Genomic DNA, 26,862 nt, shown 5'->3' on the forward strand with positions numbered 1-26,862 from the left:
GACGCGATCGCGGCGTCACGGGGAACCGCCTGATCACCAATGGACCGCTCGACAGAGCCCGAGGAGCCAACGCCCTTGTTTTCAATCAATGATGACAGTCCGTCATCGAATCAACGGGGCTGCCGGCTGGGCCTTTGCGGCCGGCTCGCCCAGGTGGACGGCGGGGTGAACCGGTGGCCGCCGAGTTCGACGAACTCTTGCAGTGCATGAAACGGCTGTCGGAGAGGTAAAACCCTCCGGCCTCAAGCGCGACGGCATCGACATCGAATCAGCGAGCGGGAACTGCGCATCACCGGGGAGCACAAGGAACTGGGCCGCAGTATCAGCCGAACAGACGGCGCACCCGGATCGTGTCGATGCGCCTCCAGCCGAGCTTGGGCAGTAGCAACCACCCAAGCTCGTCACTGCGGCCCCTGCTGCCGCCCGCCCCCGCGGCGGCCGTACCTCGCACCGCCCGGCGCCGTGGCAGCGTGGCGCCGCATACAGGCCGCCGCGCGGAGCTGTTCCCGCCCGCTGCGGCGTGCCTGGTCACTGCCTCTCCCGGTGCGGGTGCCCGAACGAGGACTCGTGTGCCGGACGGGTCTCGATCACGCATCCGGGGCCGGGAAAGATCTCTGTCTCGTGACCGTCTTCGTAGCGCACCCGATAGGGTGGCTCGCCGTTTTCGCCGAGCACCTGCACGACGGTGGCATGGTGTTCGGCGGCTCCTACGGTTCTGCCGGTGAATCGCAGCACGTCACCTTCATGCGCCTTCATCGTGGCTCACCTCGCTCCCTGCTGCCGTCTTTCCCTGTCTTCGTTCAGGATGACTCTGACGGGTGGCTCGCGCAGAAGGGCCGTTCGGGTACCTCCGGCGGGCTGTCGGGCCCGTGACCGGATCGGTGCCGGACGCCCCGCGGCTCGTGCGGTGGGCGAGCGCGGCTCGTGGGGCGGGCGCATCCTGGAGGTGGAACAGCCGCGGCACGCCAACCGGAACGTGTCCTGATACGGCGGCATCCCGGGCATGGTGGCACGTGGCGCCGGCAGTCCACTCGGGAGTGATCATGAGACTTTCCTTCCTGGAACCTCTCTACAAGCAGTCCGGCCCTTTCGCGTCCGTCTATCTGGACACGTCCCGTGACGCCGCAATCGAGGATCCCGATGCCGCCGTACAACTGCGGTGGCGGCATCTTCGGGACGCACTGATGTCCGAGGGAGCGGACCGGGACTCCATCACCGCGGTGGCGGGCAGCGTGGGCAGCGACGCGGACGTTCCCGGCACGCACGGTCAGGCCGTGTTCACCGCTCACGGGCACCTGGCCCTGCTGGACGAGTTGCCCGCACCGCCCGTCCGGGACAGCGCGCACTTCGGAACGCTGCCGGACACCATGCCGCTGATCGTCCAGCACGCGCCCGGGATCCCGTACCTGGCGGTCCACGTGCATTACAGCGGCCGTCACTCGACGGACGCCACCGGCACCGTACGGATCGAGGCCGAGACGGGCACATGGCCGCTGACCAAGGTCACGCCGGGACATCGGCTGGAGGAGGCGATCCCGGTGGCCGACTGGCCCCGGGCTGCCGGAGAGGTCGGCCGGGAGCTGGAGGGTCACGCACGGCGCATCGACGTCGAGACGGTGGTCGTCGCCGGAGACGTCTGGGCTCGTGGCATCCTCATCCACCGACTACCGGCCGCCCTGCGCGGGCACGTCACCACCGTGGAGGGCGTCGGCGAGTCCGAGCCCGGGCGGGCACTGCTGGAGCAGCGGCTTGAAGGCCTCTTCGCAGGGCGCATGGCCGCGCACGACCGGGCATTGCTGGACGCCTTCCTTACCGAGCGGGCCCGCGACGGAGCGTTCGCGGAAGGCTTTGCGCTCTCCGTGTCGGCGCTGCAACGCGGTAGGGTCAAGGCCCTTTTCCTCAACGACCACCCAGAGTCGCCGTTCCGCCTGTGGGTCGGCCCGAAGCCTGGCCAACTCGCCCTCGCGGAACAGGAACTGCGCTCCTATGGCATACGGGAGGTCAACGAGGAGCGAGCCGACACGGCCTTGGCTCGTGCTCTCGTCGGCACGAGGGCCGAACTGGTCGTGGTGCCTGAGCAGGAGCTGTGGTTGCGTGAGGGCGTGGGCGTACTGCTGCGTTACGCCGACCCCGCGTCCGGCGAGTGAGCACGCTTCCGGGATGCGGCTCAACACCAGTTCTCCGCAACGGTGTTCAAGGGCACATCCGCAGCTGGTCGTGCCGTGGAACGGTGGTGCCGCCGCCGACCCGCACCGCTTCCGCCACCGCTTGGTGCAGATCTCGGCTGCCCTGCTGAGAAGGACAGAGCACCGGGCTTCCGGTCAGCGTGAAACCACTGGGAGGTGCCGCTGTACTGGACCTTGACCACGGCCTGCTTGCCGTCCCAAGTGGTGTGCACAGTCAGGTCCCCGGTCACGATCCCGGCCTCGTCGGTACGGGCGCCTCCCTGCCCCGTGAACACGCCTGTCGTCGTCCATGATGTCTGGACCATGGCGCCTTCAACCTTCCTTCGTGAATGCAGGGACATCTTTTTCCGACAGCTCCCGCTTCCCACCAGTTCCCTGCGCGTCCGTAGTTCCGGCGCAGACGCCGCGCCCCGCCCCGTCCGGCTTCGCCTTCGACGAACCGGGTCAGTGCGCGGGCGCTTTCGAGGAACTGGGCCGGGAAGACGATGGTGGAGTTCTTCTCCGCGGCGATCTCGGCGAGGATCTGCAGGTTGCGCAGTTGCAGGGCGATCGGGTGGTCGCTGATGACGTCGGCGGCCTCGGCGAGGCAGTTGGCGCTCAGTGCCTCGCCCTCAGCAGCGATGATCTTGGCACGCTTCTCGCGCTCGGCTTCGGCTTGACGGGCCTTGGCCCGCTGCATGGCGGCCGGCAGTTCGATGTCCTTCAGCTCCACCAGCAGCGCGGAGGACAGGTCCTCGATCTCGACGATGGACTTCACCGGGTCGACGCGGCGGAAGCAGGCGACCGCGGCCACGCCGATAGAGACATTGTCCCGGGTGATGACCTGCTGGGACGGGATCGGCATGGTGATTGTTCGCAGGGTGGACCTTCCACATCCGGTCCGCCGGCGGGATCACGAACCGGATTCCCGGGTTCCGGATATTGCGCAGTTTTCCGAAGTGAAACACGACACCGCGCTGGTATTGCCGGACGATCGCGACTGCGAGGTTCGGCACGGAACCCACCTCCTCGAGGCTCTGGCCTTCATCGTGACCCGGGTGCGTGCGGCAGGGCCCGTGCGCACCATCGTCGCCGCGGTGCACGCGGGCCGCCGCGTCTACGACAACATCCGCAAGTTCGTCTGCTGGTCTACGCCCTGGCCGGCGGCGCCGTACCGCTGCCGCTCACCGTGCTCCAACTACTCGTCTTCGACGTCGGAACCGAGACCCTCCCCGCCCCCGCTCCGAAGACGTCATCCGCGGCTCCATGCTGCTGCGCGCCTGGCTCTTCCTCGGCATCATCTGCGCCGCCCTCCAGCTGACCGGCTTCTTCGCCGTTCTCTGGCACGCCGGCGCCCCCACCGGCCCCGGCAGCCCGCTGCACCACGCCCACCAACAGGCGACCACCATGACCTTCCTCGGCATGATCGCCGGCCAGATTGGCAGCGCGTTCGCCGCCCGCACCGACCGTGCCTCTCTACGCTCCATCGGCGTGTTCACCAACACCCTGCTGCTGTGGGGCATCGCCTTCGAACTCGCCCTCGCCGCCGTCTTCAGCGACACCCCGCCCCTGCAGACCCTGCGGGGCACCGCCGCCCTCACCCCACGCATGCTCGCCCTCGTCGTTGTCCCGACGAGGTGGCCCGCAGGCCGGTGACGAGAGCGCTGTTCAGCATGTCGGCCCGGACGACAGTGGGACCCGGGGAAGAGACACCGTGCTCGCTGAGAGCCGGACGCCCAGCCCTCGGTAGACAGCCGCCCAGCCCAGGATCGCCGGTATTTCCCGGACGCTCCTTCGCTACTTCCGAGCCGGGCAACCTCGCCGTCACGCCGTGACAAGGGATCCGCGCGCGGTGCCTGCGGACTTGACGAGACGCAACTCTGCTGGCCGAGCCTGTGTACCGCTCCCGACGTTCCCGGTGACCGGTCCGGACGTGGCTGCTGGACGTACTCGCGGGTATCGGCCTTCAGGACGGCATCGGGTGCGAGACCGGTCGGCCGCTGTGAAGAGCGCGATCGACGTCCTCGCTGGTCGGCTTCTGCCGAGTGAACACATCTTGCCCGACCACAGTGGACTCCCACGCCTCCGCCGTGGCGGAGCGGGTCAGCAGCCAGGTAGTGAAGATACGGTCTGGGTTGGCAAAGAATTGGCCGCTCCAACTCGTGACGGAGCCCACGTTGCCATGCTCGTTGCGCCAGGCGACCGTCCAACCGACAGCGATGCCGTTTCCCGGGCTCCCCAGCCCGTCATTGCGTCCAGTGAGGAGGTACCTCCCCGGCGTGTGTCCTACGGCGGTGATGTACATCCCGGTGACGGTACCCTCCGGGTCCGACTCGAGGTTCATTTGCGAACCGAACTCGTTGTACCACTCTCCGTCAATGGGCATGATCTTCTCCCTGCCAACTCGCGCCTGCGGCATCTCGACCGGCACCTGTCATTTCATACAGTGATGTGTGTCGGCTGGCGCGGTGACGCCAGCCTGTTGAAGCCGTCGACGCAGCCGCTCGGGGAAGGCGCGGCGACGGTATGCGGCCAGCGGGCAGCGATGCTCAGGCCCGTGGGCGAATGACTGCCAGAGGGCACTGGGAGAACTGCAGGAGGTGGTGGCTGACGGACCCGAGGGCCAGACCGTGGAAGCCGCCGAGTCCACGAGAGCCGACGACCAGGAGGTCGGCCCGGTCCGAGGCGCGGGCCAACGCGATGACCGGTGGCTCGTCGGGCAGATGTTCCACCACCTCGACGTCGGGATACTCCTCGCGCAGCGGAGCCAGCCACTCCTCCAGCGCCTGCCGCTGCTCCTTGGCCATAGCGTCCTGGGCCGCGCTGACATAGGCGTGGGGCCCTGGATGGCTCCAGGCGTGGATGGCCTGCAACTGGGCGCCGCGCAACGACGCCTGCTCGAAGGCATACGCCAGAGCGGCCCGGGCGTGCGCCGACCCGTCGGCGCCGACGACGATGCGACCATGGCCGGTGGTGGCGTGGTTGACGATGACCACCGGGCTGGCCGCGTGACCGACCACCTGCAAGGCGACCGAACCGAGCAACAGACTCCCGAAGCCGCCCATGCCTTTTGCCCCGAGTACCACCGTGTGGGCGTGCTCGGCTTCGGCCAGCAGTACCGCTGCCGGGGTGCCCGAGGGGAGAGCGGATGTGACCTCCAGGTCCGGATGGGCTTCCTGCACGATGGCGGTGGCCTCGTCCACGACGCCTTGGTCCCAGTTGCGCGCCTCCTGGGAGCGCCCCTCTTCGGTGGTCGCGTAGGAGTGGAACTGGGGCAGGGCGTGGATGATGCGCAAGGGGCACTGGCGCAGAGTCGCCTCATGGGCGGCCCACACCAGAGCTCGCAGACTTCGCCCGGAGCCGTCGACTCCGACCACGATCGGACCAGTCATTACCTCTCCCGGGTAGACGGACGTAGGTGTTCGCCGCCGCTGGATCTGCGGTTGTGTGGCCATGACCATCGGACTTGCCGCTCAAGAACGCCGGGATGCGGAATGCCTTACGGCTCGATGCGCGGCCCTTGGACGTAGAGCCTGGGCGGAGGGGGGCTGCCACCTCACCCCGCACCGGCGGGGTTACGGTCGGGCGGGGTCGAGGCCCAGGCGACGGCGTCGTCGAGTTCTCCGTATCCGAACTGCCGTACTTCAGCTTGGACGAAGTGCTTCGCGAGGTGAGGCACGAGGCCGGCGAGCTTGCTGTCGGCCGCCAGCGCGATCCTCCTGACCTTGCGATGATGGTCGCGGACGAAACGTACGTGCCGAAGCAGGCTTCCGATGTTCTCCCACCCCGGGAAGGCGCGAGCGTGCACCACGACACCGGCCAGTTCGTCGTGGGTTTCGAGCCAGCTGTCGGCTGTCTGTGCCAGCGCGTCGAAGTCTTGTGCGCGCAAGGGCTGTTCGACCTCGACCACGAGAACCTTGGACTCTGACAGGAGTCGGTGGGAGACGCCGGGTCCTTCGGGCAGTGAGACGAGCCAGCGCAGGGCCTCTTCGCGATCCTGGCCGCCGAAGACGCGTACCGGACAGGGCATCAGGAAGCTCGCGAGCCGGGTCGACTGCCGGATCCAGCCGATGTCGCTGACGACGGCGCACCCTTCGAACAGGCGCATGGCGCCGATCCCGACCTTGAGGTCCTCCCACCCGGCCGCCGGGGTGAACGTCCGGAATTCCGGGCCGAACTCGTACAGGAGCCGGATGCGGCGGCCTTCACTGCGTGCGTCGTCGACGAGCGGCTCGATCACCGCTTCGTAGTCGTCCTTCGACACTGTGCCGATTGCCTTGACGGCGTCGACCCCCGAGGGCACGTCCTGGACTCTGTCAAGCATGCCGTTCCTCTCAGCCGAGACCCATCCCTGTTGCCGGAATCGACTCATATCGCGACTTTCCCTGCCATTCCATCATGGCAAGATGCCAAGATCTCCGCGACCGCGTCATGGGCGTCCTTCATGGTCGCCCCGTCCCGGTGGCCGGCAGTCAAGAGCGGGCACGAGGGCGGGAGATATCTGGCCGCAGGTGGGGCGATCAAGCCTGCCACCAGCGGGGATGTCCCGAGGCCGCCAGCGGGGCGTCGTCCCGAGAGACCGTTGGCACTGGAGCTGCCCCGGGTGCTTCGGCAGGTCGTCGAGGCCCGCCCGGCCTCTTCCTCGTGGCGCCGGTTGCCGTACGTCGACTCCATGAGCAGCACGTCCGCTCCGGAGAACGGCTCCGGCGGGCGCAGCAGCGGATGTCCCGGGCGGCCGAGGTCGCCGCTGACGGCCAGGGTGTGGCCGTCCTCCAGGGTCAGGCGGGCCCAGGCCGATCCGAGGATGTGACCGGCGGGGTGCAGGTGAGCCGGGTTCCGGTGGCCAGGTCGGTCTCCGTTCCGATGGGCACCGGGTCCAGGAGTTCAGGGTGCGGTCGACGTCGGAGTCGTCTTACAGCGGCTGTGCGGGCCGGTGCTTGGACCAGCCATGTTCGTTGGCGTGTTGGGCAGCCTCCATCTGCAACTTGGCGCTGTCCCGCAGCACGATGTCCATGAGCCGGGCGGTGAACTCGGTGGTCACCACCCGCCCACGGAAGCCGTGGCGCACGAGCCGCGGCAGATATCCGCAGTGGTCGAGGTGCGCATGGGTGCCCGCCACGGCCTCGATGTCAGCAGCGTCGCAGGGCAGGCCCCGCCAGTTACGCCTGCGCAGTTCGGCGAGGCCCTGGAAGAGGCCGCAGTCTACGAGGACGCGGGCGTGGTCGCAAAGGATTGAGGGACCCGCGAGAAGCAGGCGGGCCTTCCCGCCATGCCGCAGCCTTGTCGGCCCCACGTCGCTGCGACTGGGTGCCGGACAAATTCGTCGTCGACCCGTCCGGCCAGGACTTCGTCCATCCCGGCCAACCACCTTGCTGATGCGCGCCCGAGTGTGCTGGCGGGGTCGGTTCAGGGCGGTTCCAGTCCGTTCTAGCCCTTGAGGACGCCAAGCGGCACCAGGCGGGCGACAAGGCGGCCCAGGTCGTTGTGTTCGCTCGCCCGGACAACGGCGTCGACGTCCTTGTACGCTTCGGGTGCTTCCTCGATCACGCTGTGCCAGGAGGTGGGGCGCACCGCGACCCCCGCGTCGGCCAGCTCGCGGCGCAGCTGCCGGGCGGGCATCTCACGGTGGGCGCGGTGTCGGCTCCAGACGCGGCCCGCGCCGTGGCAGCAGGAGTCGAAGGCCCGGTTGCCGGTGCTGCCGGTCATGACGTACGAGGCGGTGCCCATCGTGCCGGGCACGAACACCGGCTGGCCGAACGGGCGCAGGACGTCCGGCAGGTCCGGGTGCCCCGGGGGCAGGGCCCGGGTGGCGCCCTTGCGGTGGACGCACAGCAGCGGCCGGGCTGCGCCGTCGCTGGTGTGGCGTTCCAGTTTGGCGAGGTTGTGCGAGACGTCGTAGAGCAGGTCCAGCCCCGCGCCGGTGGCCTCGAGGAAGACGCCGCGGGCGGCATCGGCGAGCAGTTGTCGGTTGGCGCGGGCGAAGTTCGCGGCCGCGGCCATCGCGCCCAGGTAGGCGCGGCCCTCGGGCGAGTCGACGGGTGCGCAGGCGAGTTGTGGGTCGGGTACATCGATGCCATAGCGCCGCATCACGCTGTCCATGGCCCGCACGTGGTCAGAGCAGATCTGGTGGCCCAGGCCGCGCGAACCGCAGTGGATCATGACGCACACCAGGCCGGGGCGCAGGCCGAACGCCCGCGCGCACGTCTCGTCGTAGACCGCGTCGACCGCCTGGACCTCCAGGAAGTGATTGGCCGACCCCAGGCTGCCGACCTGCCCGGCGCCGCGGTCCAGTGCGCGTTCCCCGACCAGGGTGACATCGGCGTCGCCGACGGCTCCACCGTCCTCGCACCGCTCCAGGTCACGCGGCACCCCGTGGCCCTGCTCGACCGCGTACCGGGCGCCGCCGCGCAGGATCTCGTGCAACTGTGCCCGGCCCGCCAGGTGCCACAGGCCCCCGCGCCCGAGCCCGCGCGGGATCAGCCCGTCCAGCCGGTCCATCAGCACGGGCAGCTTCTGCAGCAGGGCGGTGCGGTCGACGTGCGCGGTGAGCAGGCGCACCCCGCAGGAGATGTCGAAGCCCACGCCGCCCGGCGAGATGACCCCGCCGCGGGCAACGTCGGTCGCGGCCACGCCGCCGATCGGGAAGCCATAGCCCCAGTGGATGTCGGGCATGGCGTACGAGGCGCGGACGATGCCCGGCAGCGTGGCCACGTTGGCCACCTGCTGAAGGGCCTGGTCGCCGGGCTCGTCCGGCAGCAGCTCCTGCGGGGCGAGGACGACCCCGGGCACGCGCATGGCGCCGGTCTGTTCGATGCGGAACCGCCAGGGCCCCTCCGCCACCAGCCGGATGTCCATTTCGATTCGGTCTCCCTGGTGTGCCGTTCCGCCGGGGGACGTCGCGACAGGCGTCACACGTCCAGCGTCACCCGGCAGGCCCACCCGTGTGCGTCCTGGGCCATTCGCAGGCCGTGCAGCGCGACGGCCTTGGGTACTGCCCCGGTCTGCGTGGCCGTCGAGCTGTCGGCCATCGTGAATTGCACGCGTGCGCCACCCGGCTCCGGCGTCACCGTGACGTCCACAGGGAGTTCGTCCGAGGTGTCCATGCGGTAGATGACTTCCTCAAGTACGGCGGCCAGGAGTCGGCCGTCGTCCTGGGCGGACACCACGCATTCCCGGGCGACGCCGGAGACGCACGATGGGAGTTCGGCGAAGCTGCCGACCATGCCTCGCACCGCCTCGGCGATGCACTCCTCACGTGTCGGCGCCCACGCCTCGACACGCAGATCACCGGTGTGCGGAAGGTTGCGATGGCCTCGCGGCAACTGCCCGGGCCTGGCATGGGTCATGGTCGTCCTGGGATTCCTGCCGGTCGGCCGAGTATGCGTTCCGCCACGGCTGATCAGGGCGGGTACGTTTGTCGTCGCATGGTGCAGGGGCGTGCGGCAGGTCTTGTAACCCATCCTCGTGCCCCCATTCCACTGGTCACCCCACGTGGTCGCGCGAGTGCGGATCGAGGGTCAGAGTCGTCCGCACCCGTCGATCGTGCCTTTAGGGGCGGCGGTTCAGCCCTCGATCTCGATGTGATGGGGCTTGGCCGCCTGAGCCTTGGGGACAGCGACGGTGAGGATGCCGTCGGCAAGGGTGGCGTGCACATCCTTGGCCTTCACCTCGGTGGGCAGCAGCGCCCGGTACTCGAATTGCCCGGTGCGGCGCGTGGTGCGGCGCAGGACGCCTTCGCGTTCGCGTTCCTTCAGCTCCCCGGTGATGCGCAGTTCCCGACCGCTGACCTCGACGTCGATGTCCTCGCGCTTGATGCCGGGCACTTCGCACTCGACCTTGTAGGCCTCGTCGGTCTCGCTCAGGTCGGCCAACGGCGCCCAGGCCATGGGCTCCGTCCAGGACGGGGCGGTGGACTCAAGGAACCGGTTCATCCGCTCGAAGAATTCGTCGAACTCGGCGGCTATCGGCGGGTAGGCCCGCTCCAGCATGCTGCCGTGCCGGTGTCGTGCGGGCAGAGTCATGAGGCTCACCTCCGCGGATCTGAACTCGAAAAGCCAGGTGACTCTCTCGCTCTCCATCATGAGCGGAGGCTGCCCGGTCTGCGACTCGCACCGGCACGGCACGGCTGCTGCGGGAGGGCGTGCTTCGATGGCCGACGATCAGTACGGCGACGCCCGGGGCGATCAGGGCCAGCAGGGCGGCGCCACTTTCCAGGAGCCTCGCGCTCAGGGGCACAGCGGGAGTAAGAGGTCCTGACAAAGGCGCCGAACGTGCCGGTGGGTGATCAGACATGTGGCGAAGCCGAGGAATGCTTCGTGGATGTCGTCGCGTCGCTCCCATCGGATCCGAAGCCGACGGAAACCGTGCAGCCAGCTGATCGTCCTCTCGCCCACCCAACGAAAGACGGAGGCTGCCGAGCGGGACCTTCAGGCAGCGCGGGTACGGCTGGTGCGCCTGCAGGCCGCGCGGGAGATCGCGACCCAGGCCGACGCGGTAGTGCGCGAGCATGCCGGTGGGGTGCCGGCGGGCACAACATCACCGGTGGGACCCGAGCAGGCGATGGTCCCCAAGTGGCGTTCGGAGGCAGACCTCTCGCAGTTGCCGCGGGACTACCCGCAGATCGCCCAGGTGGTGAAGGACGCCGGGTCGGCGGGGATCCGGGCCATCGAGGTGCACCGGCTGCTGGCGTCGATCATGATCCGGTGGCAATAGCCCTCCGGGCGGCCACCCCGGCCCCGCAGCCATGCCGGCGCCGGAAGCAGCTTCCGCACCACCCGCCACTGACGTCGGTGCAGGTCCGAGGAGTACGCGCGCTCCCGCCACGTGCCATCGGCCACGTTCCCCGCTCGATGCGCCATGCAGTCACAGCTGTGACCAGTCGACTTGCCCGACTCTACGGGCTCGGATGTACTGACACGCACCAACGGGACCTCGATTTCGGCGTGTTGAGGAAGCCGCGGTGCCGGCCTCCTGCCCCACGCGATGCCGGCCTCGCCGGCGCGCCCGCCGACACCAGACGGCGCACCACTGAACTCATCCCTTGAGCCGCGGATGTCGCGGTGAGGACGTCGTAGTCGAGCCTCAGTCTCCCACTCCGGCCTTGTCCATGGCCTGCGCCAGGGTGCGCAGGGTCGCGATGCCCTGTTCGACGTGTTCCGGAAAGATCATGGCCGAGAGGGTGGTGACTCCGGCATCGGCGTACGCCTGCAGCCGGTCCGCGATGCGGTCGGTGGAACCCAGCAGGGCGGTGCGGTCGAGGAATTCCTGGGGCATGGCCTCGGTGGCCGCACGCAACTCCCCGTCCAGGTAAAGTTTTTGCACCTGTTCGGCCTCGTCGGGGAAGCCGGTGCGGGCCATGAGCCGGTTGTAGAAGTTGTCCTGACGTGAGCCCATCCCGCCCACGTAGTGGGTGGTGAATGCGCGAACCCGGTCGGCGCAGTCGGCGAGATTGCCGCCGGTCGCGACCGGCACCATCGCCACCACGTCGAATCCCCGCAGATCCGCCCCCTTGCGCTCCCGTCCGGTACGCAGTTCCGCCAGGGACTCCTGCCCGAACTCGGGCTGAAAGAAGACGGAGAGCCAGCCGTCCGCGATCTCGCCCGCCAGGCGCATGTTGGCCGGGCCGACGGCCGCGAGGTAGACCGGTACGTGCTTGCGCCGAGGGCGCATGCCCAGCTGGATGGCCTTGCCGGGGCCGTCCGGGAGTGGCAAGCGGTAGTGCTCTCCGTCGTAGGCGACGGTCTTGCGCTGCAGGGCCATCCTGACGACGTCGACGTACTCGCGGGTGCGTGCCAGCGGCTGTTCGAACCGGACACCGTGCCAGCCCTCGGCGACCTGCGGCCCGGACACTCCGAGTCCGAGGCGGAAGCGGCCTTCGGAGAGCAGGTCGAGGGTGGCGGCGGTCATCGCCGTCATCGCGGGGGTGCGGGCGGGGATCTGCATCACCGCCGCGCCCAGATCGATGCGCGAGGTCTGCGCGGCGAGCCAGCCGAGCAGCGAGACCGTGTCCGAGCTGAACGCTTCGGCAGTCCAGGCCACCGAGAAGCCCAGGCGCTCGGCCTCGCGAACGTACTGAGCGGATTCCCGCGGCGGTGCTCCGGCGCCCAGGTTGCCGAGGTAGCGGAGATTGAGTCCGAGCCTCATCGGTCCGGGTGTCCTTCCTGTGTGGTCAAAGAGCGATCGAGGAATTCCAGGACGGTGCCGCGGTACAGCTCGCGGTCCATCGCCATCGTCTGGAGATGGCCCGCCTGCGGGATCACCAGCAGCTCGGCTCGTGCGTACGGCCGGGCCAGCCGCCTTACCTCCTCGGTCGGTACGATCGGGTCGGCGGCACCGGAGACGAACAGCATCGGGGTCCTGTCGCACACGGGGTGACCTGCGGGCGGCGGCCACTGCCCGGGTGTGCCCATGGTCACCCTGCCGATCTGCCCGAACAGCGCCTGAACCGCATCGCGTGTCGGCCTGCCGCGGGCGATCGCCGGCAGCGGCAGTGCGCCGGCGCTCAGCATCCGGCGTGCGGTCGCGGGTACGCTGAGCGCCGGCCCGCCGTCGAAGACCGCCGCGTCCACCGCGCCGCCCGGAAGCGTCATGGACTGCAGCATCGCGAAGGTGGCCAGCGAGAACCCGTAGAGCACAATCCGGCACCCCGCGTGCTCGGGCAGGCTCCGTACGTGGTCGACCACCGTGCGCACGTCCTCGACGTAACGGTTCAGGAACCGGGTCAGGCCGCGGTCCCTGGTGCTGCCGCCGTGGTTGCGGAAGTCGAACAACACCACGGTGAATCCGGCGCGGTGCAGCATGCGGGCGTGTGAGAGGGCATGAGACTTCTCCTGCCCCAGGCCGTGCCCGAGGATGACCACACGCCGCGGGTCCGCCTGGCACACCCAAGCGGCCAGTGAAAGCTGCCCGTTGCGGTGCGGGATCCGGATCTCCCGCGGGGAGAGCCGGAAACGAGCCGGGGTGTGGTGCGGTGCGGCGGAGGCTGGGTGGCAGACGCGGTGGGCCATGTGCAGGGCCACGACAGGCGCCAACGGCAGCGCCAGCACTCCGCGCCACCAGCCGCGCCGGGCGTGGTCGCGAACGGGCGAAGCAGGTGCGACAGACACGGTTTCTCTCATGGTCGATGGATCGGGGAAGGGTTTGCTCCGATCACCAGGCCGCCGTCCACGCCCAGGACCTGGCCGGAGATGTGGCGGGCGCGGTCGGAGACGCGGACGGAGACCAGGTCGGCAACGTCGTCGGGGGTGCCGAGGCGGCCGAGCGGAACGCCGTCGAGGATGTCTTCCTTGACCGCCTCGGTCAGGCCGGCGGTCATATCGGTCTCGACGAGGCCGACAACGTCACCACACAGCCGGCGCGGCGCTTCATGAACGAGAAGACGGCCGAGCGGCACATGTTGTAGGTGCCGTCGAGGTTGGTCGCCATGACATTGCCCCAGTCCTCGCCGGTCATCCTCACCAGGGGGCTGTCACGTACCGCTCCCGCGGAGGTCACCACGACGTCGATCGGGCCGAGCTCACTCTCCGCGGCGTCGGTGAACGCCCGGACCTCCTCCAAAGGCGCGACGTCGACGCGGTGGGGGACGACGCGGGCTCCGGTATCGGTAGCCGACTCGACGACCTCGTCGGCTGCGTCCGCGTCCGAGCGGTAGCAGAACGCGACATCGAATCCCTCGTGGGCCAGCCGGGACACGACGGCGCGGCCAATGCCGCGGGAGCCGCCCGAGACGAGCGCCACCGGTCGCTGGGTGTCTGGCATGTCTTTCTCCTGAAAAGCCCGGTCAAGCAGGGTCTGTGAGGGTGCGGCCGGCCGTGTGCCTCCGCTCTCGGAGGCGCACACCCGGCCGCATGAGCCGCGGGCAGGTCAGGATGCGGCCTGCGCGGCGCGCTTGTCCGTGATCAGCTGAAGGACTTCGATGAGCGACGAGACCTGCCTGAAGTCGCTCTCCTGCAGCTTGACGCCGTACTGCCTGTCCAGCCGGACGATGATCGCCAGCGCCATCAGGGAGTCGACCTCCAGGTCCTGCACGAGATCGGCGTCGTCCGTGACCTCCTCCACGTCGAGCTCAAGGACGTCGGCGACGAGGGAGCGCAGTTCTTCTTTGTCGAGTGCGATCTGGGTGTTGTTGGACATGTGCGGGTTTTCCCTTCGGATTCGTGTCAGTGATGCTGGCTGGTGATCACGGCGAGGGTCACGGTCGCTTTGAGCGCTGCGTCGGGAGCCAGTCGGCAATGCGCTTGCTGATGTTGTCTTTCTCAGTTGCTCCCCTTCGTGTTGATCGGGTCCGCCCGGACCGATCAGTCCGAGGAGGGGGTGATGAGGTGCTCGGCATGACTCCGCGAGATGCCCCAGGAAGCCGCCGGACTCATTCGTGGACGCATTACGCTCCGCGGCGCCTGGCGGACATCGGCAGACCGTGCCGCGGCCGGATTGTGATCCTTGCCAGCGGGTCGACCGTGAACCCGGGAACGGGCTCGAACTCCCAGTGCCGCCCCAGGGTGGCCAGCGCCATGACGCCCTCCATCCGCGAGAAGCTGGTACCTATGCACTGCCGCGGACCGCCGCCGAAGGGAAGATAGGCGAAGCGCGGGCGTCCGGGCCGTACCGCGTGACCGGTGAGCTCGTCCGCCGCGCCGGCGGACCGTGGGGGTTCGAGCCAGCGCTGCGGGGCGAAGAGTTCCGGCTGCGGCCACCACTGGGGATCGCGGTGGACGACCCACGGGATGATCCCGACGAAGCTGTTCTTGGGGACGCGGTGGCCGCAGACCTCGAAGTCCTCCAGGGGGCGGCGGGCGGCGCCCATGACCGGCGGGTAGAGGCGCATTGCCTCGGAGAGGACCGCGTCGGTCCAGACGAGGCGGGGCAGGTCCTCGACCGTGGGCAGCCGGTCGCCGAGCACCTCGTCGATCTCCTCGTGCATGCGCTCCCGTGCCTCGGGGTGGCTGCCGAGCAGGTGGTAAGCCCAGGTGAGAGCGCTGGCCGTGGTCTCGTGGCCGGCCGTGAGGAGGGTGATCGCCTCGTCCCGTACCTGGCGGTCCTCCATCGGCTCCCCGGTGTCGGCGTCGCGCGCCGCGAGCAGCAGGGAGAGCAGGTCGGCGCCCTGGCCGTCGCCCTGCCTGCGCTCCGCCATGAGCCGGTAGACGATGGCGTGGAGGTTGTCCCGGCTCTCGTAGAAACGCTTGTTGCCGGGCAGCGGCAGCTTCGCCAGATGGCGGGCGAAGGGCAGGGAATCCCAGCGCAGCGGACCCTCGTGGCGCGGGATGGCGGCGATGGTGCGGGCCACTTCGCTGTCGAGCGAGACGTCGAAGAGCGTGCGGGCCACGATGGCGAGGGTCAGCTCGGTCATCTCGACGTGCAGATCGAGCCGGTCCCCGTCCTTCCAGCCGGACTGGATGTCGTCGGAGAGCTCGGCAAAGGCACGGCCGTAGCCGGCGATGCGTTCGTGATGGAACATCGGCTGTATCAGCCTGCGCTGCTTACGGTGGAACTGGCCGTCGCTGGTGACCAGGCCGTTGCCGAGGATCACCTCGAGCGGGGCGGCCCACTTGCCGCGTCCGGCGCTCATGACGTCTTTCCTGAAGTTGCGGTGCGACGTGACCAGGACCTCGTGGACCGCCTCCGGGTCGCTGATCATGTACAACTCGCTCGAGGCGAGCGGGATGCGCACGACGGGGCCGTACTGGTCGCGCAGCCCGGTGAGGTAGTTCAGCGGATTGCCGGACATCGCGAGCAGGGCGCGCAGCCGGCCGGTGGGACCGGGGGCCGCGGTGGCCATGGGGGCGGTGGAGACCTGAGTCATCGAGGTGCCTTCCTGAGGTGCGGTCACGAGTGGCGCCGCGGGCTCGGCCGGAGGTCCAACGGGACATAGGTGCCTTGGTGGTTGAGGCCCGGCCCACCGGTGCGAGCAGGCCGAACACCAGGTCCTGGACCCACTTGGGGGGCTTCGCGAGGGCGAACTCGCCGAACTCGCGGGCGATGACCGCGGCCCGGAGCACATGGGGGTAGCCCTTGCGGTTGGTGTGGCCGGCGCCGGTCAGGCCCCAGAGCGTGTCCAGGAGTTCGTCGGCACGCAGGGCGGGCGTCAGTGTGCTGAACATGCCTGCCGCGACGTCCTGGTGGCGGTTGACGATGCGGTGCGAGACGCCCGGCGGTACGGCATGGACCTTGCCCGGCTCGGCGAGGATCTCCTTGCCGCCGGTCTCGATGCACACCGAGCCTTGCAGGCGGCTTCCGGCGTGAGCTCCATGGACACGGGTGGGGTCACTCCCTGACGAAGCGTTGGAGGGCGAGCGAGACGTTCTGCCCGCCGAAGGCGAAGGAATTGGAGAGGGCCGCCTGGACCTCGTACGGACGGGCGGTGTTCGGCACGTAGTCGAGGTCGCACTCGGGATCGGCCGCGTCCTGGTTGATGGTCGGCGGGATGACCCCGCGGTCGATGGCCAGGGCGCAGAACGCCGTCTCGGTCGCGCCGGACGCGCCCAGCAGATGGCCGGTCATCGACTTGGTGGAGCTGACGGCCAGGTTCCCGCTGTGCCTGCCGAAGGCGGACTTGATCGCCTTCGTCTCGGCGGCGTCGGAGAACGGGGTCGAGGTGCCATGGGCGTTGACGTGGTCGATCTCGCCGGGCTTGAGGTCGGCCTCGCGCAGCGCGGCGAGCATGGCGCGGGCGGCACCCTGCCCGGTGGGATCGGGGGCGGTGACGTGGTAGGCGTCGCTGGTCTGTCCGTAGCCGCAGATCTCGGCGTAGACGTGCGCGCCCCGCGCCTCGGCCGACTCCGCGGTCTCCAGGAGCAGCATGGTGGCGCCCTCCCCCATGACGAAACCGTCCCGGTCCGCGGTGAACGGGCGGGAGGCTCGGCGGGGTTCGTCGTTGCGGCGGGACAGCGCGCGCAGGTTGGCGAAGCCCGCGATCAGCGGCGAGGCGATGCATGCCTCGGAGCCGCCCGCCAGTGCGGCCCCGGCGTAGCCGTCGCGGACCATGCGGTAGGCCTGCCCGATCGCATCGGCCGAGGAGGCGCAGGCGGTGACCGGTGCGGCGCCGGGGCCGCGGAAGCCGAAGCGCTGGGCGACCGTGCCCGCGCCCATGTTGATGATGGAGCTGGGCACGAAGAACGGGGAGACCATCCGGGGTGCCTCCGCGTCCTTCAGCACCCCCTCTTTCATGGTGCCGGCGCCGCCGATGGCGCTGCCGATCACGGTGGCGGCGCCGTCCCGGTCGATGCCGTCGAGGCCCGCGCGCTCCACGGCGAGTTCGGCCGCGGCGATCGCGAAGTGGCAGAACCGGTCGAGGCGTCTGGCCTCCTTGGCGGTCAGCCAGTCGGTCGGGTCGAAGTCCGTCACCTCGGCGGCGATACGCACCGGCAGCCGGTCGGCGTCGAAGCCCTGGATCGGTCCCACGCCGGAGGTTCCGGCGAGCAGCCGCGTCCAGACCGTCTCGGTGCCGATGCCGAGCGGGTTGACCATGCCGATGCCCGTCACCACCACCCGGTGGCGCCCGGGGGCGGTGCTCATACGGGCTCACCCGGCTCGGCAAGCCCGAAGAGAGACTCCATCCGCATCGCGAGGCGCACATCACCCTGGATGTGCAGCCGGCCCTTGAGCAGCAGATCCATGCCCTGGGCCGCGGCGGAGGCCATCTCCACGAAGCTGACCGCGTCGAGGGCGAGGGTGACCGCGGGGGCGCCCGAGATCCCCGTCTCGCGCACGTCGCAGGTGTCCTCGGTCAGTACGAGGTCGTACGCGACGGTGTCGGCCGGCGGCCTTCCGACCTCCCAACGGGCGGTCTGCGGACCGTCCATGGGGCCTCCGGTGTAGCGCTCGGGCATCTGCTCGAAGACCGTGCGCAGCACGCCCTCGCCGTCGGGTGTGGCCAGCCAGGCCGCCAGGTCCTCGCGCGGCAGCCCGGCAAGGGCGGCGCGGACTTCGGAGAGTGTGCCGGAGCGCAGTCCCGCGAGTCGCTCCGGGGAGAAGGTGGGTCCGGCCGTCATGAGGGCCCTTCCGCTCGTGCGGGCACCGGCCCGCTGTTGACTGTTCCGTCGACGGCCTGCCGGAGTTCCTGCCGTGGTGCGACGCCGGGCAGCCGGGCGAGGACATGGCCGTCGGGCCGTACGAGAACCGCTTCCGCCCCATGCAGGGCGTAGCTGTCGGCGAAGGCTCCGCTGACATCGCGCAGTTGGGGCCCGTCCGCGGTGATCACGGCTGCTGTGAGGGGCAGGCCCAGGACGGTCGGGGTCTCCTGCGTCACTTGCTGCCAGACGGCTCCCTCTGCCCCGGTGAGCAGGGCGAAGCCGGTGCGGGCCAGGTCGGTCGTGGAGATCCGGTCGCCGGCCCGGTCGAGCCAGGCGTGCGGGGCCCGGTGGCCGGCCTGGGCGGTCGGCCGGTAGTTCACGATGTCCTGGACCACCGGCTCGCCGGGGCCTGGTGCGTAGGTGAAACCCAGCGTCTGCCCCTCGAAGTCGAAGTGTGGCCGATGCTGTTCGATGTTTCGCGCGAACTCCGCCGGGCCGGCGTCGGATTGGAGCAGCGCCCGCTTCTGGAGGGCGTTGCGCTCGCTGTACCGGGCGTTGAACTCCGCAACCGGGCGCCGCTCACGCTCGTACGAGTCGAGCAGCGCGTCGGGGGCACCGCCGCGCAGTACCGCGGCCAGCTTCCAGGCGAGGTTGTGGGCGTCCTGGATGCCGGTGTTCATGCCGAAGCCCCCGGTGGGCGGGAAGGTGTGGGCGGCGTCCCCTGCGGCGAGCACCCGGCCGTCGGCGCTGCGCCAGGAGGCGAGCCCGGTGGAGCCCATCACCCAGTTCCGTACGGAGTGGATGCGCAGCCCCCCGAGCGCTTCGCCCGACTCGCCGATGGCGGCCTCGATCAGCTTGTGGTGATCGACTTCGGCCTCGAAGTAGGTGTGTTCCTCGTCGGCGGTGAGGGCGGGGATCTCCAGGAGCCATTCGCCGCGCTTGGGGTCCACGGTGATGAGGACGCCCCGCACGGTGTCGTTGAGCACCCAGTACAGGGCGCTCTCCCGGCCGGCCGTCCAGGGCGAGAGGTCGGCGGTGAAATGGATGTCGAGGAGCCTGCCGAGCGGCGTGGCCGCGGTCCGCCGCAGGCCCACCGTCTCGCGCAGCGGGCCGTGCAGGCCCTCGGCCAGGACGGCGTAGCGGGCCTCGACGACGGTGGGGCGCTCGCCCGAGGCCGTCACCCTGACACCGGTCGGAGTCCGGGTCAGCTCCTCGGCCCTGACGCCGCGGATCACTCGTGCGTTCTCGGGGAGCCGTTCGACGAGCAGCGCTTCCACCCGGTTCTGCGAGCAGATGACGGGAAGTGCAGGGCTGTTGGCCACTCGCTTCATCAGGGCGTGCGCCGAATCGATGATGTCGAGTCCGGCGAGTTCGGTGCCGGCGAGCTCGGTGCACCAGGTGATGCGCGCCGTGTTCTCCAGGGACACGCCGGCACGGCGCACCTCGGCATCGACGCCCAGGTGCCTGAGCAGCTCCATGGTGCGCGAGTTGATCACCGTGGCGCGTGGGTGGCCGGACGGTGCGGGGCGCTGTTCCAGGACGACCGTGCGGACGCCGTGTCCGGCGAGGAAGTGGGCCGCGGCGAGGCCGGTGGGTCCGGCACCGACCACCACGACGTCGGCCTCCAGTTGCGTGGCCGCCTCCGGCGGATGCGGTACGGCTGCAGTCATCGGCGTACCTCCGCAAGACGGGCGACGACCGGCGCCAGGCGCCGGGCCACCGCGGCGTCGAAGCCGGCCTTGAACAGGACGCGGGCGACGACGACCGCGGGCAGCCCGGCCAGGATGGCGCCGAACAGCCAGAGCACGAACACCCCGGTGAGCACGGTGCGTTGGGCCTCGCCACGCCGACCGGCGGCGCGGATGACCGGGCCCCAAACCCGGAAGACCTTCCCGGCCAGGAGGTCGGCCGCGGCCAGCGGATAGTGCACGGGGGCCGCGTCATGGGCGGCGAGAACGGCGCGGACCCGGTCGGCCAAGGCCTCCTCGGTAGCGGTGCGGGACGCGGGTTCGGCCTGTTCCGGGGCGAGTTCGGGCTGCGCTGGGGCGAGTTCGGATTGCGCCGGGGCAAGTTCGGATTGCGCTGGGGCGAGTTCGGCGATGCGCTCGCCGAGGAGCGCGAGCCGATCCAGCTCGTCCGTGCCGACACCGGCGCGCGGGAACCCCCAGGACGCCTCCCGCTTGCCGGCGAGCAGCCAGCGCAGCGTGGTGACGAAGGTGACCCCGGCGGAGGCGGTGTCCACGGCGGCGATCGTGCCCAAGTAGCGGCCGCCCGCGGCCTGGAGCAGCCGCTGCACCTCGACGGCGGCCGAGTACCACATGTTCCGGCAGGCCACCAGGCCGACGACGGCACGCCCGTCGAACGCCTTCGGCTCGGCGCCGACGAGCGCCCGCATGGGCAGCGCCGGAGCCAAGTACCAGACGGGGAAGGCAAAGACGACCAGGTCCGCGTCGTCATCCTCGGCCACCGGAGGCCGGGCGGTGATCTCGGGTGCCCCCTCGGGGTCGACACAGGCGGGGAAGACACCGAAGAAGCGGCGTACGGGCCAGGGGAAGGGAAAGGGTTCCCGCGGCCTGATCTCGACCTTGCGTATCTCCCAACCCGCCTTTTCCAGCGGGTCGGTGACGGCGGAGACGGACTCCAGGAGCTGACCGGTCTGTGAGTACCAGTAGACCGTCACTCGGGGCTGCGCACCCACGGCCTCAGGCCTCCCCGGCGGAGACGGCCGTCAGATGCGCGAAGGACACCGCGAACCGGCCGGACTCGGGGACCATCACCAGGAGCTTGTCGCCTGAGGACACCAGGTTCTCACTCAGCATCTCCTCCAGGATCACGTAGATGCTGGCGGAGCCCATGTTCCCGACCCGGGTCAGATTGCTGTACCACTTCTCGAGGGAGGGTCCCCTGACCTTCTTGTGCTTGATCTCCTTGACCACCATGGACTTCATGCGCTCGCTGGAGTAGTGCGCGGGGAACCAGGCGAGCTCGTCCGGGTCGAATCGGCCCTCGTCGAGCAGCCGCTGGTACTCCTTCACCCCCATCCGCACGAGATGCGGCAGCAGGCCCAGGTTCTGGCGCAGCGCCAGCGCCCCGTCGGCGGCGGCCTCGGCCGCGGAGGGATAGTCCCACCAGGCCTGCTCCGCCGAGTTGTCGGCCGAGCCCAGGTACATGCAGGTCTGCTCGGTGTTGGCGTAGGAGGTGAGCGAGATCCAGTCGATCCGCAGGCTCACCCCGTCGGCCGCCGGGCGGTCCTGTACCACCGCGGCGCCGGCGCCGTCCGAGAGCATGTAGCGCAGGAACGCCATCTCCATGGCGATGGCACCGTCGTCCGAGACCGGCCGGACGTCGGCGAACCGGTCGCTCCTCAAGAAACGCGAGGCCAGTTCGGACGCGGAGGCGACCGCGTTCTTCTTCTCTCCGGCCGCCACCTGGAGGTAGGCGTTCTTGAGCGCCATCATCCCGGAGCTGCAGATGCCGTGGGTGGTGACGATCTCGCACGGCGGGCTGCCCAGTTCGCCGTGGATGCCGCTGGCGATGCCGGGCGCGATGAGATCCGGGACGGTGGTGGCAGCCGCGATGAGGTCGATGTCGTCGAGGGTGATGTCCGAGCGGTCCACCGCCTGGCGGATCGCCGCGACCGCCATGTCGGTGTTGGAGAACAGGGTCTTCTGTTGCTTGTCGATGGCGTAGTGCCGTGACTTGATCCCGCAGTTGGCGAGTGTCAGCTCGCGCAGCCCCGAACTCGCTTGGCCCACGCTGCCGATGTAGTCCTCGATCTCCTCGTTGGGCACCGGTTCGCCGGGCAGGAAACGTCCCATGGCGGTGATGTAGGCAGGCAATGCAGAGTCTCCCCGTGATCTAGGCGATTGCCGCGGTTTCGATCTTGGAGACGGCGAAGTCCAGGACGTCGCCGACGGTGCGGATCGAACCGAAGAAGCGCTCGTCGTCCATCGAGATGCCGTACGCACCCTGAAGGGTCTGCGCCATGGCGATGAGGTCGAGCGAGTCGATGCCGATGTCGTGGTACAGATCCGATTCCACGGAGAGTTCATCCGGGTCGGCATCGCACTTGGCCAGGAGGAATCCCGTGATATCTGCGTAGAGGTCGGTCCTCAAAGACATGTTCACCTCCCGTGCCCCACCCTCTGTGCGGCACGGGATGCACTCTGGTCCAAGCCGCTAGGCGCTCGCTCTCGGTGCCCTTGAGCGGACCGATCACGCAGGCTCCGGCGAGATGGTGGAGCCGCTGGAAGTGGTGCGCGTCAACGCCGCTCGTGTCGACCTGGACGGGGAACCTGGGGAAGCCGCGGACGGCACCCTCGCGGCCGTCCTCGCTCGGCGCATCGCAAGGCATGTTCGGTGCGGGGACCGCAATCGGCCCCATGGTCGGAGTCGCGCTGTGGCAGGGCATGCGAGGCGCGGTGTGGCTGACCTCGGCGCGGTCGCCCTGGTCGCGGCGGCCACCATCACGTCGGGCATGGCGGGGCAACCGGACTCAGACACCAGAGTCGGCCCCCTCCGGGGCGCCGACAGTCAAGGACGACCATGACAGAGCAGGAACTGAGGACGGCTCCGCCCCCACCACGTGATCAAGCAAGAGACACCCTGCTTCGGCGCCCCACCGCACGACAGCTCTCGATGCGCTCCGTCGGTGGCGCAATCGGCGCCTGGCTCTTCCTCAGCTCAGGCCCATCGCTTTCCCAGGCCTGGTCGACGGCCATCCTGGGGTACCTCGTCGGTGCGTTGCTCGCCCTCGCACCGGCATACGCACTGGCCGAGATGTGGCCCAATGGTGCTCGTGCTGCCGTTGGCCTCGACAGAGCTTCTCTTCGCCCTGCCGCTCCTCGCCGAGCGACACCGTCGGCAGCTCACCCAGCGGGACGTGACAGGCACGGTGTGCGCCGCCGGCGGCGTGGCCGCCTTTCTCGCCTGCTGCCCTACTACTCCGCAGGTGAAGGACGGCCCCGCCCCATGGGGCTGGCCGCCGCTCCTGGCGGTTGTCACGGCCTGCGTCACGGTGCTGGTGCCGACCGAGCTACGGGCCTCTGCCCGGTTCGCGCGGGTGTGTATGCGGCAGCTGCAGGGCTGCTCTTCGCCCTTCTGGACTCGCTGACGAAGGGCGCGGCAGGGCTTTTTCGGACCGGGGCCTGGCCGCGCTGGCGCACTGGGAGCCGTACATACTGCTCCTCGTCCGCGGAGCGGGGCTGCTGCTGGCTCAGAGCTCGTTCCCGGCCGGATCCCTGGCGGTCAGCCTCCCCCCTCATCGACACCATCGAGCCGACCGGCGCCGCAGTCTTCCACGAACGCCTGGCCACGTCCGGGTACCTCGCCGTCCAGATCCTTGGCGGGGCCCCGGCCGTGACCGGCTTCGTCATCCTGGCCAGGTCGCCGCTGGTGCGCACATGAACGTGGACGCATCAGCGGGTGACGCACTGCCGGCGCACGCTCTGGTCGTCTTGGCCCGTCCCGGACGCACGCCGCGCAACCGGGTGCGGCTGACCGCCCCGCACTGCCCGCCGCGAAGCCCAACGGTGCCCCGGCCGGTTCATTCGGCGCCATGGGAGAGCGCCCGGCAACGAGACCGCCTCGCGCCGACGCGCGAAACGCCGACCGCTTGGCCGACGAGCCGTGCGGCCGGATGCGCCGCGTGGCATGTTGGCAGTTGGCAGAGGCTGGGAGGGAATCCGGACAGGCAGGCAGCAACGGCCATTCGACAAGGAGGCGCAGCAATGACTGAACCGGTCGTGGTCGGAGTCGACGGCTCACCGTCCAGCCTGGACGCGGTCGGGACGGCGGCACACGAGGCCGCGCTGCGCGGGACCGGCCTGCGGCTGGTGCACGCCTTCGGGTGGCCCTCGATCCATCCGCCGCCCGGTGTGCCGCCCTGGACCCCTGCCGCGGCGGGGGTGCGTGAGCTGGTGGACGGCACGCTGGCCACCGCCGAACAGCGTGCCCGCGAAGTCGCGCCGCACCTGGACATCACCCGCGAGGTCACCGTCGGCGAGCCGCTGATGGTGCTGGAGATCGAGTCGCGCACCGCCTCGCTCATCGTGGTGGGCAGCCGCGGCCTGGGCGCATTCGGCAGCCTGCTGCTCGGCTCCACCGCCGTGCACCTGGCCGCCCATGGCCACTGTCCCGTGCTCGTGGTACGGGGCGGCCCGAACCCGACAGGTCCGGTGCTGCTGGCGGTGGACGGCTCACCGGCGGGCGAGAAAGCCGTCGAGTTCGCCTTCGCCGAGGCAGTCATGCGCGATGCGGACCTGCTGGCCCTGCACGTGTGGAACACCTGGAACGAACGGGCCTACGAAGGGCCCGGCGACCCGTTGAACATGGTGGTCGACATCGAGCGGCTGCGTGCCGAGGAACAGCACCTGCTGAACGAGAGCCTGTCCCCGTGGCAGAGCCGCTATCCCCAGGTCGCCGTGGAGCGGCGCCTGCTGCGCTCTCGGATCCGCACGGCCCTGATCGACGCAAGCCACAACGCCCAGTTGGTCGTGGCCGGCGCACGCGGACGCGGTGGCTTCACCGGCCTGCTGCTCGGCTCGGTCAGCCAGGCCCTGCTCCATCACGCACACTGCCCTGTCACCGTGGTCCGCGGTAACGAGTGAGCACGCTTTGCTGCCCGTGGTGGTTCGGCTGCCCGGCTTGGAAGACCTGGCACAGGCACCGAAAAACCCGGGCCCGGTTTCAGGCAGACGACGAGAAAGGCTTCGCCGGCGGAGGGCACGCTCGGAGCGGATTTGTAAGCCGGCGCAGCCGAGTGCGTCCTTGACCTGCTCGTAGCTGCGCTCAATCCACGGCCGCAGCGCGCAGAGACGAACGAATTCGGCGGCACGCCCATGCTGGCCGTGCTGCTCCCGGCCGGTTCAGCCACGGGCCACCTCCAGGCCATCGAAGGGGCTGTACCGGAACGCAAACCCTGCCAGGCAGGCACATACAGCTGCTCCAGCTCCGCGATCGCCCGGTCCATGGTCTGCGCGTAGGAGAACTGGATGGGCAGCCGCAGCCCGCAACTGGCCGCCGTACGCGCCACGAACGAGCTCGGCGTCTGGTCCTGCGGCAGCACGAGGCCACCGCGCTGCCGGCCTCTTCTGTCCGCCTCCAGCCACGGCAAGGTGGCAAGCGTGCCATCGGCACGCCGCTGCACGACGACGACCTCCAGGCTCTCCCGGCTGTCACGGACCTGCGCCCGCCCGGCCCGGGTGTCGTCGACTACTGGCTGGGCGGTGTGGGGTGGCTCGGCCGAAGCCGTGGCATGTCGAGGACGATCTGTGTGCGGTGATCGAGCCGTTGTTGTTGAAGGTGGAGCGCCGGTTGCGGCATCCAGGACGGAAGCGGCATCCGGGCCAGCTGGTGTTTCAGGGCATCTTGTTCGTGCTGCACGCCGGGATCGCCTGGGAGCACCTGCCGCAGGAGCTCGGCTTCGACTCCGGGATGACGTGCTGGCGCCGCCTGGCGGAGTGGACCGAGGCCGATGTGTGGCCCCGACTGCACGAGGTCTCCTCGCCAAGCCGTGCGGCGCGAACGCGCTGGACTTCTCCCATACAGCGGTCGACGGCTCCCACATCCGCGCATTGAAGGGGGCTCCAGGACGGGACGAAGTCCCGTCGACCCAGGCAGGACGGGCAGCAAGCATCACCTGATCACCGACGCCACCGGGGTCCCACTTGCTGCCACGCTGACGGGCGGTAACCGCAAACGACCTCACTCAGCCGATCCCCCTGCTTCAGGCTGTGCCGCCCGTGCGGCAAACGTGGCCGGCCCCGGCGCCGTCCGGACGTTGTCCTGGGCGACCGCGGCTACGACCACGACCAGTACCGCCGCTTGGTCTGGGGGCTCGGCGTGAAGCCGCTGATCGCCCGTCGCAGCACCGAGCACGGATCCGGCCTGGGCACCCAGCGCTGGGTCGTGGAGCGCACGTTCGCCCATCTGCACTGGTTCCGCCGCCTGCGCATCCGCTGAGAGATCCGTGAGACATCCACGAAGCATTCCTGAGGCTCGGATGCGCACTGATCCGCTAAAGACGGCTCACGTCAGCGCGTCGGTAGCCCTAGAAGGGGAGCCAGTTCGAATCGGGGGGAGGCGTGGGATGAATGCGTTTCCCGCCGCGCATCTCCAGCGGCCAGCGCTGGTCGATGGCGGCCGCGGCCTGCTTGCAGACTTGGCAGGCATTCTGTGCCTCCGGCGTCCACATCCCGTACGGGGAGGCGGACAGAGTGTCATGCCGCTTGCCGCACAGGGTGGCGCCGAAGTCGTCGTATGCATGGGCTTCGTCGTAGCAATGGGCCACGTTCTCGGGCAGATCCGGTGATTCTGCCCGTTCCCAGCGTAGGTGTATGGGCTGGTACTGCGGTCGTAAGACCTCTTGCGGCTGGTATCCCAGTTCGGTCCACGCGTAGCACCAGGAGCAGAACCATCGCTCCTTCACCGCCGGCTGCCATTTCATCTGGGGTTCCGCTACCGGCATCCGTCGCATTTCGTGTCCACACACGTCACAGGTCACACCCCGATCCTTCCACGTGGCACTGACCAAGAAGTGCAACAGCCACTACCGATAGAAAGCCCCTCGGCGCCGGCATTTTGTTAGAGGTTCTTAGTGCGTTGTGGCAAACCGGATCTTGTTCGGGCGGCAGCGGGTGATCGTCTGGACGGAGGTGCGGGCGCGGTCGCGGGCATGAGAGAACGGGCCC

The 26,862-nt window shown here is 69.5% G+C and carries 25 protein-coding genes and 6 pseudogenes; 6 read left to right on the forward strand and 25 right to left on the reverse strand.

What is annotated here, in order from left to right:
* Positions 1 to 528: 528 nt before the first annotated feature.
* Positions 529 to 756: a DUF1918 domain-containing protein gene (locus ACFY1J_RS39200; RefSeq protein WP_390707718.1), complete on the reverse strand. Its 228-nt coding sequence runs from the start codon at positions 754 to 756 to the stop codon at positions 529 to 531.
* A gap of 287 nt (positions 757 to 1,043) precedes the next feature.
* Here ACFY1J_RS39200 and ACFY1J_RS39205 point away from each other — a divergent pair, with 287 nt between their 5' ends.
* Complete coding sequence (locus ACFY1J_RS39205) at positions 1,044 to 2,147, forward strand: hypothetical protein (RefSeq protein ID WP_390707719.1); 1,104 nt, start codon at positions 1,044 to 1,046, stop codon at positions 2,145 to 2,147.
* A 46-nt stretch (positions 2,148 to 2,193) separates the two neighbouring features.
* Here the strand turns inward: ACFY1J_RS39205 and ACFY1J_RS39210 are convergent.
* The 3 genes and pseudogenes from ACFY1J_RS39210 to ACFY1J_RS39220 form a co-directional block, all read right to left on the reverse strand.
* Positions 2,194 to 2,491: pseudogene (locus ACFY1J_RS39210) on the reverse strand (hypothetical protein).
* A complete protein-coding gene (locus ACFY1J_RS39215; RefSeq protein ID WP_390732893.1) occupies positions 2,413 to 2,979 on the reverse strand; it encodes a hypothetical protein in 567 nt (188 codons plus the stop codon). The pseudogene ACFY1J_RS39210 and the gene ACFY1J_RS39215 overlap by 79 nt, the downstream one beginning before the upstream one ends.
* Positions 2,980 to 3,106: 127 nt before the next feature.
* Positions 3,107 to 3,268: pseudogene (locus ACFY1J_RS39220) on the reverse strand (hypothetical protein); the annotation flags it as partial.
* A gap of 163 nt (positions 3,269 to 3,431) precedes the next feature.
* Between ACFY1J_RS39220 and ACFY1J_RS39225 the strand changes: the two are divergent.
* Positions 3,432 to 3,821: a cation transporting ATPase C-terminal domain-containing protein gene (locus tag ACFY1J_RS39225; protein ID WP_390732894.1), complete on the forward strand. Its 390-nt coding sequence runs from the start codon at positions 3,432 to 3,434 to the stop codon at positions 3,819 to 3,821.
* 310 nt (positions 3,822 to 4,131) lie between these two features.
* Here ACFY1J_RS39225 and ACFY1J_RS39230 read toward each other — a convergent pair whose 3' ends face one another.
* The 8 genes and pseudogenes from ACFY1J_RS39230 to ACFY1J_RS39265 all read right to left on the reverse strand — a co-directional run.
* Positions 4,132 to 4,596: an avidin/streptavidin family protein gene (locus ACFY1J_RS39230; RefSeq protein WP_390707720.1), complete on the reverse strand. Its 465-nt coding sequence runs from the start codon at positions 4,594 to 4,596 to the stop codon at positions 4,132 to 4,134.
* Between the two features lie 118 nt (positions 4,597 to 4,714).
* Positions 4,715 to 5,557, reverse strand: coding sequence for a universal stress protein (locus ACFY1J_RS39235; RefSeq protein WP_390732895.1), 843 nt, complete (start codon positions 5,555 to 5,557; stop codon positions 4,715 to 4,717).
* 164 nt (positions 5,558 to 5,721) lie between these two features.
* Positions 5,722 to 6,489, reverse strand: coding sequence for an STAS/SEC14 domain-containing protein (locus ACFY1J_RS39240; RefSeq protein ID WP_390707722.1), 768 nt, complete (start codon positions 6,487 to 6,489; stop codon positions 5,722 to 5,724).
* Between the two features lie 588 nt (positions 6,490 to 7,077).
* Positions 7,078 to 7,533, reverse strand: a complete 456-nt coding sequence (locus ACFY1J_RS39245; protein ID WP_390732896.1) for an MBL fold metallo-hydrolase — start codon at positions 7,531 to 7,533, stop codon at positions 7,078 to 7,080.
* Between the two features lie 59 nt (positions 7,534 to 7,592).
* Positions 7,593 to 9,020: an RtcB family protein gene (locus ACFY1J_RS39250; RefSeq protein WP_390732897.1), complete on the reverse strand. Its 1,428-nt coding sequence runs from the start codon at positions 9,018 to 9,020 to the stop codon at positions 7,593 to 7,595.
* Between the two features lie 53 nt (positions 9,021 to 9,073).
* The gene (locus tag ACFY1J_RS39255) at positions 9,074 to 9,511 is read right to left on the reverse strand and encodes an archease (protein ID WP_390707725.1); all 438 of its coding nucleotides are present in this window, start codon (positions 9,509 to 9,511) and stop codon (positions 9,074 to 9,076) included.
* A 216-nt stretch (positions 9,512 to 9,727) separates the two neighbouring features.
* Positions 9,728 to 10,186, reverse strand: coding sequence for an Hsp20/alpha crystallin family protein (locus ACFY1J_RS39260; RefSeq protein ID WP_390732898.1), 459 nt, complete (start codon positions 10,184 to 10,186; stop codon positions 9,728 to 9,730).
* A gap of 204 nt (positions 10,187 to 10,390) precedes the next feature.
* Positions 10,391 to 10,570, reverse strand: a pseudogene (locus tag ACFY1J_RS39265) (hypothetical protein); the annotation flags it as partial.
* 43 nt (positions 10,571 to 10,613) lie between these two features.
* Here ACFY1J_RS39265 and ACFY1J_RS39270 point away from each other — a divergent pair.
* A complete protein-coding gene (locus ACFY1J_RS39270) occupies positions 10,614 to 10,877 on the forward strand; it encodes a hypothetical protein (protein WP_390732899.1) in 264 nt (87 codons plus the stop codon).
* A 369-nt stretch (positions 10,878 to 11,246) separates the two neighbouring features.
* On the opposite strand, the gene ACFY1J_RS39275 is transcribed toward ACFY1J_RS39270, so the two are convergent.
* The 11 genes and pseudogenes from ACFY1J_RS39275 to ACFY1J_RS39325 all read right to left on the reverse strand — a co-directional run bounded on the left by ACFY1J_RS39275 (position 11,247) and on the right by ACFY1J_RS39325 (position 22,294).
* On the reverse strand, positions 11,247 to 12,308 hold the full coding sequence (locus ACFY1J_RS39275) for an LLM class F420-dependent oxidoreductase (RefSeq protein WP_390707728.1): 1,062 nt from the start codon (positions 12,306 to 12,308) through the stop codon (positions 11,247 to 11,249).
* Positions 12,305 to 13,270, reverse strand: a complete 966-nt coding sequence (locus ACFY1J_RS39280) for an alpha/beta hydrolase (protein ID WP_390707729.1) — start codon at positions 13,268 to 13,270, stop codon at positions 12,305 to 12,307. Before ACFY1J_RS39280 ends, ACFY1J_RS39275 begins: the two co-directional genes overlap by 4 nt.
* Before the next feature lie 8 nt (positions 13,271 to 13,278).
* Positions 13,279 to 13,922: pseudogene (locus ACFY1J_RS39285) on the reverse strand (SDR family oxidoreductase).
* Between the two features lie 105 nt (positions 13,923 to 14,027).
* Complete coding sequence (locus tag ACFY1J_RS39290) at positions 14,028 to 14,297, reverse strand: acyl carrier protein (protein ID WP_390707730.1); 270 nt, start codon at positions 14,295 to 14,297, stop codon at positions 14,028 to 14,030.
* Between the two features lie 247 nt (positions 14,298 to 14,544).
* Entirely contained in the window at positions 14,545 to 15,963 is a 1,419-nt protein-coding gene (locus ACFY1J_RS39295; RefSeq protein ID WP_390707731.1) for a cytochrome P450, read from the reverse strand.
* Positions 15,964 to 16,424: 461 nt separating this feature from the next.
* Positions 16,425 to 17,675, reverse strand: a complete 1,251-nt coding sequence (gene fabF, locus ACFY1J_RS39300) for a beta-ketoacyl-ACP synthase II (RefSeq protein ID WP_390707732.1) — start codon at positions 17,673 to 17,675, stop codon at positions 16,425 to 16,427.
* Positions 17,672 to 18,151 carry an SCP2 sterol-binding domain-containing protein gene (locus ACFY1J_RS39305; protein ID WP_390732900.1) on the reverse strand — a complete coding sequence of 160 codons (480 nt, stop codon included), beginning with the start codon at positions 18,149 to 18,151 and terminating at the stop codon, positions 17,672 to 17,674. The genes fabF and ACFY1J_RS39305 overlap by 4 nt, the downstream gene beginning before the upstream one ends.
* Complete coding sequence (locus tag ACFY1J_RS39310; RefSeq protein ID WP_390732901.1) at positions 18,148 to 19,842, reverse strand: FAD-dependent oxidoreductase; 1,695 nt, start codon at positions 19,840 to 19,842, stop codon at positions 18,148 to 18,150. The genes ACFY1J_RS39305 and ACFY1J_RS39310 overlap by 4 nt, the downstream gene beginning before the upstream one ends.
* Positions 19,839 to 20,870, reverse strand: a complete 1,032-nt coding sequence (locus tag ACFY1J_RS39315) for a hypothetical protein (protein WP_390707735.1) — start codon at positions 20,868 to 20,870, stop codon at positions 19,839 to 19,841. Before ACFY1J_RS39315 ends, ACFY1J_RS39310 begins: the two co-directional genes overlap by 4 nt.
* Before the next feature lie 4 nt (positions 20,871 to 20,874).
* Positions 20,875 to 21,990 carry a 3-oxoacyl-[acyl-carrier-protein] synthase III C-terminal domain-containing protein gene (locus ACFY1J_RS39320; protein WP_390707736.1) on the reverse strand — a complete coding sequence of 372 codons (1,116 nt, stop codon included), beginning with the start codon at positions 21,988 to 21,990 and terminating at the stop codon, positions 20,875 to 20,877.
* A 40-nt stretch (positions 21,991 to 22,030) separates the two neighbouring features.
* Positions 22,031 to 22,294, reverse strand: a complete 264-nt coding sequence (locus ACFY1J_RS39325) for an acyl carrier protein (protein ID WP_390707737.1) — start codon at positions 22,292 to 22,294, stop codon at positions 22,031 to 22,033.
* Between the two features lie 667 nt (positions 22,295 to 22,961).
* On the opposite strand from ACFY1J_RS39325, the gene ACFY1J_RS39330 reads away from it, so the two are divergent.
* Together ACFY1J_RS39330 and ACFY1J_RS39335 are read left to right on the forward strand one after the other, a co-directional pair.
* Complete coding sequence (locus tag ACFY1J_RS39330; protein ID WP_390707738.1) at positions 22,962 to 23,285, forward strand: hypothetical protein; 324 nt, start codon at positions 22,962 to 22,964, stop codon at positions 23,283 to 23,285.
* Positions 23,286 to 23,901: 616 nt separating this feature from the next.
* On the forward strand, positions 23,902 to 24,780 hold the full coding sequence (locus tag ACFY1J_RS39335; RefSeq protein WP_390707739.1) for a universal stress protein: 879 nt from the start codon (positions 23,902 to 23,904) through the stop codon (positions 24,778 to 24,780).
* Between the two features lie 311 nt (positions 24,781 to 25,091).
* Here ACFY1J_RS39335 and ACFY1J_RS39340 read toward each other — a convergent pair.
* Positions 25,092 to 25,382, reverse strand: a pseudogene (locus tag ACFY1J_RS39340) (CRISPR-associated helicase/endonuclease Cas3); the annotation flags it as partial.
* 59 nt (positions 25,383 to 25,441) lie between these two features.
* On the opposite strand from ACFY1J_RS39340, the pseudogene ACFY1J_RS39345 reads away from it, so the two are divergent.
* Positions 25,442 to 26,193 (forward strand): annotated as a pseudogene (locus ACFY1J_RS39345) (IS5 family transposase).
* Positions 26,194 to 26,222: 29 nt separating this feature from the next.
* On the opposite strand, the gene ACFY1J_RS39350 reads toward ACFY1J_RS39345, so the two are convergent.
* Positions 26,223 to 26,618 carry a hypothetical protein gene (locus ACFY1J_RS39350; protein ID WP_390707740.1) on the reverse strand — a complete coding sequence of 132 codons (396 nt, stop codon included), beginning with the start codon at positions 26,616 to 26,618 and terminating at the stop codon, positions 26,223 to 26,225.
* Positions 26,619 to 26,862: the final 244 nt, after the last annotated feature.

Source organism: Streptomyces sp. NPDC001406, from assembly GCF_042895285.1.
GTDB lineage: Bacteria > Actinomycetota > Actinomycetes > Streptomycetales > Streptomycetaceae > Streptomyces.